Here is a 6496-nt window from a genome sequence, read left to right as displayed (position 1 = left end):
GCGAGCGCGAGCGCGGTGCGCCCGCTGGACGGGCCGCCGTGGACGAGGACATCGGCTCCCGACTCGAACAGCTCGAGCGCACGGAGCTGGGTGGGGTCCAGCTCCTCCGGCTCGCGCACGTCGGGCAGCGCGGAGAGGTCGGGACCGAGCAGTCGGATCCCCTCGCCCGTTCGCGTGTATGCAGCTGCCATGGCTCCATTGCACCTCACCGGGCTGACAGCCGAACCCCGTCTGCGTGTCCGGCAGTCGCGGTAGAGTGCTCTGACTCACTACGAACCAGTCATCCGTCCGGAGGTCGGCCCCATGTCATCCTCAACCACCACCCGGATGCCGCGAGCGCAGCGGCGCTCCCAGCTGCTGGACCTCGCCACCCGTGTCTTCACCGAGCGGGGCTACCACGGGACCTCGATGGACGACATCGCCGGAGCGGCCGGGGTCACCAAGCCCGTGCTGTACCAGCACTTCAGCTCCAAGGAGACGCTGTACGTCGAGGTCATCGACATCATCGCGGACGAGCTGCTGGCGGGGGTCCGGGCGATCGGCGACTTCGAGGGGGAGACGACGGGGCGGGTGCGCTACGGACTCGAGCGGTTCTTCCACCTGGTCTCCGTGCAGAACTCGCTGCGCCTGTTCACCGGCAACGAGGCGATCTCCGACGCGGTGCACGAGCGCGCCGCCGAGGTGCTCGACCAGATGGCGGTCCAGCTCGCCGACGTCCTCATGGCCAGCCGCCGGATGAGCCCCACGCAGTCGCGGGTCATCGGCCGCGGCCTGCTCGCCGACACCCAGACCACCGCGCTGCTGCTGGACACCGCGACGGACGACGCCGAGCGCGAGGAGATCCTCCAGGTGATGACCAGCTACATGGTCCATGGACTGACCGGATTCGACCCGCTGGAGAATCCCCAGATCGGGGGCTCTGTGCTGGGAGCGGACGGCACCGCACGCACTGGTGCCGACGGGTAGACTTCCCAGCGCACAGCAACGGACGTCCCCGCCCTGGAGGCGGAGGGAAGGACATCGCCATGGAGATCCGCATCGGCATCCAGCACTCGCCCCGTGAGATCGTCATCGAGTCCGCGGAGAAGACCGACGAGCTGCTCGAGCGCCTCAGCACCGCCATCGCCGACGGCTCGCCCGTCACCCTGGTCGACGAGAAGGGCCGCACCGTGCTGGTCCCCGGAGCGAAGGTGGCCTTCGCCGAGCTCTCCACCGAGGAGCCCCGTCGCGTCGGCTTCCTGGGCTGACCGGACCGGCACTGCATGACCACGAAGACGGCCTCTGAGGAGGACTCTGCGCTGCGCCGCCGGCGGCGCCGTCGCAACGCCCGCATCCTCCACGTCACCACGACGGCGCTGGTCGCCATCCTGGGCGCGATCGTCGGGATCATGCTGGTCCCCGCGACGCGGGTCGACATCGGACCCCTGACCGCGAGCGTGCATCTGAAGCCCTCGCTGTCCTCGGAGACGGTCATGCTGCTGCCCCCGGTGGGCGAGGTCTCCTTCGACACCCACACCGCTCCCGTGCGCATCGAGGCGCGGGTGCAGGGCGTGGACATTGCCAAGGCCGAGGCCCTGTTCTACTCCGACACCGGCTTCTCCGAGCTCACGGAGACCGCGCCCGAGGCGATCACCGCGGCCGCCGCGAAGAACGCGACCCTCAATGCGCTGTTCGCGGCCGCCGGTGCCGGGCTCGCCGTCGGCCTGACCTTCCGTCGCGTCCGGCGCGCGCTGGTCGCCGGAGGCTGCACCGTCGCGCTGGTGGGAGTGAGCGTGGTCGCGACGTCGGTGACGTTCAAGCCGGAGTCGCTCTACCAGCCGAAGTTCGACGGCCTGCTCACCCAGGCGACCTATATCGCCGATCTCGGGCAGGCCACCGCTGCGGACTACCAGAGCTATCGCTCCACGCTCGCGGAGTTCGTGGGCCAGGTCTCCGCCCTGTACATCGCGGCGGACTCCCTGCCGGTGGGGCTGGACCAGGAGAATCTGCTGACGGTTCTCCATGTCTCGGACATCCATGACAACCCGCAGGCGTACGACGTCATCGAGCAGCTCAACTCCCAGTTCGCGATCGACCTGGTCATCGACACCGGCGACATCGTCTCGTGGGGCACCCCGGTGGAGACCCAGCAGCTCAGCGTGATCGGAGAGCTCGACGTCCCCTATGTGTTCGTCGCCGGCAACCATGACGGCGCCGCCGCCGAGGCGAAGATCGCCGAGCAGCCCAACGCGACCGTCGTGCAGAACGAGGTCGTCACGGTGGCCGGGCTGCGGATCGCCGGAATCGGTGACCCCCGCTTCGCGGCCGACGACGACTCCGACGCGGGCGGCTGGGAGGCCGGCACCGAGGCGATGGCCGCGAGCGGCTTCCAGCTGGGCGACACCATCACCGCCTATGACGAGGAGCACCCCGAGGCACCGGTCGACCTCGCGCTGATGCACGATCCGACCCAGCCGCAGGGCCTGGAGGGACGGGTGCCGCTGGTCCTGTCCGGCCACATGCACACCTCCAAGGTGGAGCTGGACCGGGACGGCTCGGGCACGGACTGGTTCACCGTCGGCTCCACCGGCGGTGCGCTCGCCTCGGGCGGGGTCGCCCCCGTGCTGCAGGGCGACGATCCGCTGGACCTCACCGCCCGGATGCTCTATTTCGACAAGAGCACCAGACGCCTCGTCGCCTACGACGACATCGTCATGGGCGGTCTGGGCCTGGTGTCGGTCTCCATCCAGCGCTCGCAGATGCCGCCCGAGGCTCCCGAGCTCGAGGTGCCCGAGGGCGCCGAGACCCCCGAGGCCCCGATCCCCGAGGAGCAGGAGGTCGAACCGGGCGAGGGACTGCCGGACGAGGAACGCGTCACGCCCACCACTCCGAGCAGTCCGCTGCCCGAGGTCAGCGACGGCGGAGAGGAATGATTCGGGGCCCCCGACGGGGCGGGGGCTACCATGGCAGTGCACATCCATGACCAGAGAGTTGAACGGTGCCTGAAACCATCCCGCACACCGAAGAGGCCGTGTCGGCCTCCCCCGCCGTCGAGCAGAGCTCCGGCACCCCGACCCCCGAGGCCGCCGCAGTCGTCGAGCCCCAGCAGACCTTCGCGGACTTCGACGTCCGCTCCGACATCATCGATGCCCTGGCGGCGAAGGGGATCATCCATCCCTTCCCGATCCAGTCGATGACCCTTCCCATCGCCCTGCGCGGTCGCGACATCATCGGTCAGGCGAAGACCGGCACGGGCAAGACGCTGGGCTTCGGCATCCCGCTGCTGCAGGCCGCGATCGCCCCCGGCGAGCCCAATCCGCACGATCGTCCGATCGGGAAGCCCCAGGCCCTCGTGGTGCTGCCGACCCGTGAACTCGCGGTCCAGGTGGCCGAGGATCTCATCGCCGCCTCGGCGAAGCGCCCCGTGCGCATCCTCACCGTCTACGGCGGCCGCGCCTACGAGCCGCAGATCGAGGCCCTCGAGAAGGGCGTCGAGGTGGTCGTGGGCACTCCGGGCCGTCTCATCGACCTGATGCGTCAGAAGTACCTGGACCTGTCCCAGGTGCGCACCGCCGTGCTCGACGAGGCCGACGAGATGCTCGATCTGGGCTTCCTCGAGGACATCGAGAAGCTCCTGCAGGCCGTGCCCACCACGCGCCAGACGATGCTCTTCTCCGCCACGATGCCCGGCCCGATCATGGCCCTGGCCCGTCGGTTCATGAGCCGTCCCACGCACATCCGTGCCCAGGACCCCGACGACGGCGCCCGCACCAAGGCCGACATCAAGCAGGTCGTCTACCGCGCCCACCAGCTCGACAAGATCGAGGTGATGGCCCGCATCCTGCAGGCCCGTGGCCGCGGTCTCTCGATCATCTTCATGCGCACCAAGCGCCAGGCCGACCGGGTCGCCGGCGACCTCGCGGACCGCGGCTTCGCCGCGGCACCGCTGCATGGCGACCTCGGCCAGGGCGCCCGCGAGCAGGCGCTGCGCGCCTTCCGCAACGGCAAGATCGATGTGCTGGTGGCGACCGATGTCGCCGCCCGCGGCATCGACGTCACCGACGTCACCCATGTCGTGAACTGGAACTGCCCGGACGACGACAAGACGTACCTCCACCGCACCGGCCGCACGGGCCGCGCGGGCAAGAAGGGCACCGCGGTGACCTTCGTGGACTGGGAGGACCTGGCGCGCTGGGGGCTCATCGCCCGCCAGCTGGGCCTGGAATCGGCCGAGGCCGTCGAGACCTATTCGACCTCGGATCACCTGTTCACCGATCTCGACATCCCCACCGAGGCCAAGGGCATGCTGCCCAAGGACAGGCGCACCCGTGACGGTCTGGATGCGGAGCGCCTCGAGGACCTCGGAGGTCCCGATTCGGGCCGCGGCGGTCGTGAGAGCGGCCGTGGCGGTCGCGACGGCGGCCGCAGCGGCAGCCGTGAAGGCGGTCGGGGCGGCAGCCGTGGAGGCCCTGACGGCGGCCGCGGTGGCCGCAGCTCCGCACCCCGTCAGGAGCGCGCCCCTCGTGAGAACCGCGCGCCCCGCGAGGAACGTGCACCTCGTGAGGACAGCGCTCCCCGTGAGGGTGCCGGCGAGGCGGCGCCGTCGCGCGAGGGTGCGAGCGATCGTCCCCGTCGCACCCGGTCGCGCTCGCGCACGCGTCGCGTGAACGGCGCGGTCGTCGACGAGTCGGGCTCGACGAGTTCGTCAGGAGCCCGCGCCCAGGGCAGCGAGTCGACCCGTGGCCAGGGCGGCGGTTCCGAGAGCTCCGGCGAGGACGGCCCCCGTCGTCGTCGTTCCCGTGGCGGCCGCAGCCGCAGCCGTGGCGGCGGCCAGCAGGGATCCGGCTCCGCTTCCTGATCCCCCTGACGACGGCGGCCCCGGCCCGAGCATCTGCTCGGGCCGGGGCCGCTCTCGTGCGCGGGACCCTCTCGTGCGCGGGGACCTCTCGTGCGCGAGGACCGGGCGAGGTCAGCCGGCGACGACGCCCCAGCTGATCAGGAAAGAATGGATCGCGTCGAAGATCATCTGAGTGCTGATCGCCGCCAGCAGCACGCCGGAGATCCGGGTGACCAGGGTGACGCCTCCGTCGCCGAGCACACGGGCGACCACGCCCGCGAAGCGCAGCGCGATGTACATCGTCGCGGCGATCAGCGCCATCGCGATCACCAGCGAGATGATGCGGGCGCTCTGTCCGCCGGTCTGCTGCACGAAGAGCATCACAGCCACGATCGCGCCGGGCCCGCCGAGCAGCGGCGTGCCCAGCGGCACCAGGGCGACGTTCACGCCCTCGTTCGCCGCCATCTCGCCCTCCTTGCCGGAGAGCAGCTGCAGCGCCACGATCAGCAGCAGCAGGCCGCCGGAGAACTGCAGCGCAGGCAGCGAGATGTGCATGTAGTCGAGGATGAAGCGCCCGAACAGGGCGAACACGGAGATGATCAGCATCGCCACGGCGACGGCCACGAGAGCCGCCCGCGACCGCTGCTTCGCGGCCATCGTGCTGGTCAGGGAGAGGAAGATCGGGACCGTTCCGGGAGGATCGGTGATGACGAAGAGGGTGACGAACACTCCCGTGAGGAAGCTCAGATCGACCAGGTTCACTTAACGGATGACCTCAGTGCTGCTCGTGGCGCGGTGGGTGATCGCTGCCAGGACGTCCGGCTGCGTGAGGTTCTCTCCGAGCCGGTTGGGTTTGCCGGCGCCATGGTAGTCGCTGCCGCCCGTGATCAGCAGGTCATGGCGGGCCGCGAAGTCGCGCAGACGGGCGCGTTCGGCCTCGTCGTGCTCGCGGTGATCGACCTCGATGCCGTCCAGCCCCGCCTCGACCATGGTCTCCAGCAGGTCCAGCGGCAGGGACGCATCCCGGGTGACCGAGCCGGGATGGGCGATGAGCGCGACGCCGCCGGCAGCATGGATCGCCTGCACCGCGTCCACCGGGGAGGGCGCGTAGTACGGCACGTAATACGGGCCCGAAGGGCTGAGGATCTCCCGGAAGGCCTCCGAGCGGTCCGGGATCGCCCCGTGCGCCACGAGGGCGTCGGCGATATGGGGGCGCCCGATCACGGTGGCGTCCCCCGCGGCCTGGGCGCGCACGTCCTCCCAGCTGATCGGATAGTCCTTCGCGATCAGTTCGACCATGTCCCGGGCACGGTCCACGCGAGAGTCCCGGGCACGCGCCATCTCGCGCGCCAGATCGCTGTGGGGATCAGGGTCGACCAGCAGCGCGAGCACGTGCACCGAGAGTCGCTCGTGCTCGCTGGAGACCTCGATGCCCGGCACCGCGGAGACACCGGTCGCGGCGACCGCTGCGGGCAGCTCTGCCCACCCGCCGACCGTGTCGTGGTCGGTGAGGGCCAGCACGTCCAGACCGGCATCCCGGGCCTGCTCGAACAGCCCTGCCACGTCGCAGGTGCCGTCCGACCAGCTGGTGTGCGAATGCAGGTCGATGCGCTCCGTGCTGTGGAAGATGGAACGCTCACTCATAGGCCCAGCGTAGTCGTCACCGTGAGATCATCGGAG

The 6496-nt window shown here is 70.3% G+C and carries 7 protein-coding genes; 4 read left to right on the top strand and 3 right to left on the bottom strand.

Annotation, left to right across the window (positions count from 1 at the left end; genetic code table 11):
- Window positions 1–191, bottom strand: a 191-nt coding sequence (locus CIK71_RS17970; protein WP_245857326.1) for a hypothetical protein, incomplete at its 3' end; no start/stop codon positions are given.
- A gap of 112 nt (window positions 192–303) precedes the next feature.
- On the opposite strand from CIK71_RS17970, the gene CIK71_RS05535 reads away from it, so the two are divergent.
- The 4 genes from CIK71_RS05535 to CIK71_RS05520 all read left to right on the top strand — a co-directional run bounded on the left by CIK71_RS05535 (window position 304) and on the right by CIK71_RS05520 (window position 4837).
- Window positions 304–966, top strand: a complete 663-nt coding sequence (locus tag CIK71_RS05535; protein ID WP_096164141.1) for a TetR/AcrR family transcriptional regulator — start codon at window positions 304–306, stop codon at window positions 964–966.
- Window positions 967–1025: 59 nt separating this feature from the next.
- Entirely contained in the window at window positions 1026–1247 is a 222-nt protein-coding gene (locus tag CIK71_RS05530) for a DUF3107 domain-containing protein (protein WP_096164140.1), read from the top strand.
- 15 nt (window positions 1248–1262) lie between these two features.
- Window positions 1263–2912 carry a metallophosphoesterase gene (locus tag CIK71_RS05525; protein ID WP_158542070.1) on the top strand — a complete coding sequence of 550 codons (1650 nt, stop codon included), beginning with the start codon at window positions 1263–1265 and terminating at the stop codon, window positions 2910–2912.
- A 65-nt stretch (window positions 2913–2977) separates the two neighbouring features.
- Window positions 2978–4837, top strand: coding sequence for a DEAD/DEAH box helicase (locus CIK71_RS05520; RefSeq protein ID WP_096164139.1), 1860 nt, complete (start codon window positions 2978–2980; stop codon window positions 4835–4837).
- Window positions 4838–4948: 111 nt separating this feature from the next.
- Here CIK71_RS05520 and CIK71_RS05515 read toward each other — a convergent pair whose 3' ends face one another.
- Both CIK71_RS05515 and CIK71_RS05510 read right to left on the bottom strand, forming a co-directional pair.
- Window positions 4949–5578 carry a MarC family protein gene (locus CIK71_RS05515; RefSeq protein ID WP_096164138.1) on the bottom strand — a complete coding sequence of 210 codons (630 nt, stop codon included), beginning with the start codon at window positions 5576–5578 and terminating at the stop codon, window positions 4949–4951.
- Window positions 5579–6460, bottom strand: a complete 882-nt coding sequence (locus CIK71_RS05510; protein ID WP_096164137.1) for a PHP domain-containing protein — start codon at window positions 6458–6460, stop codon at window positions 5579–5581.
- Window positions 6461–6496: the final 36 nt, after the last annotated feature.

The sequence above is a fragment of the Brachybacterium alimentarium genome (assembly GCF_002332425.1).
Classification (GTDB): domain Bacteria; phylum Actinomycetota; class Actinomycetes; order Actinomycetales; family Dermabacteraceae; genus Brachybacterium; species Brachybacterium alimentarium.
The sequence above is the reverse complement of the archived record's forward strand: the minus strand, read 5'-3'. Positions and strand labels throughout refer to the sequence as shown.

Bases quoted from the DNA above. Each gene is read 5' to 3' on its own strand.
- CIK71_RS05535 (WP_096164141.1), top strand. From the start codon at position 304: ATGTCATCCTCAACCACCACCCGGATGCCGCGAGCGCAGCGGCGCTCC.
- CIK71_RS05510 (WP_096164137.1), bottom strand. From the start codon at position 6,460: ATGAGTGAGCGTTCCATCTTCCACAGCACGGAGCGCATCGACCTGCAT.
- CIK71_RS05525 (WP_158542070.1), top strand. From the start codon at position 1,263: ATGACCACGAAGACGGCCTCTGAGGAGGACTCTGCGCTGCGCCGCCGG.
- CIK71_RS05530 (WP_096164140.1), top strand. From the start codon at position 1,026: ATGGAGATCCGCATCGGCATCCAGCACTCGCCCCGTGAGATCGTCATC.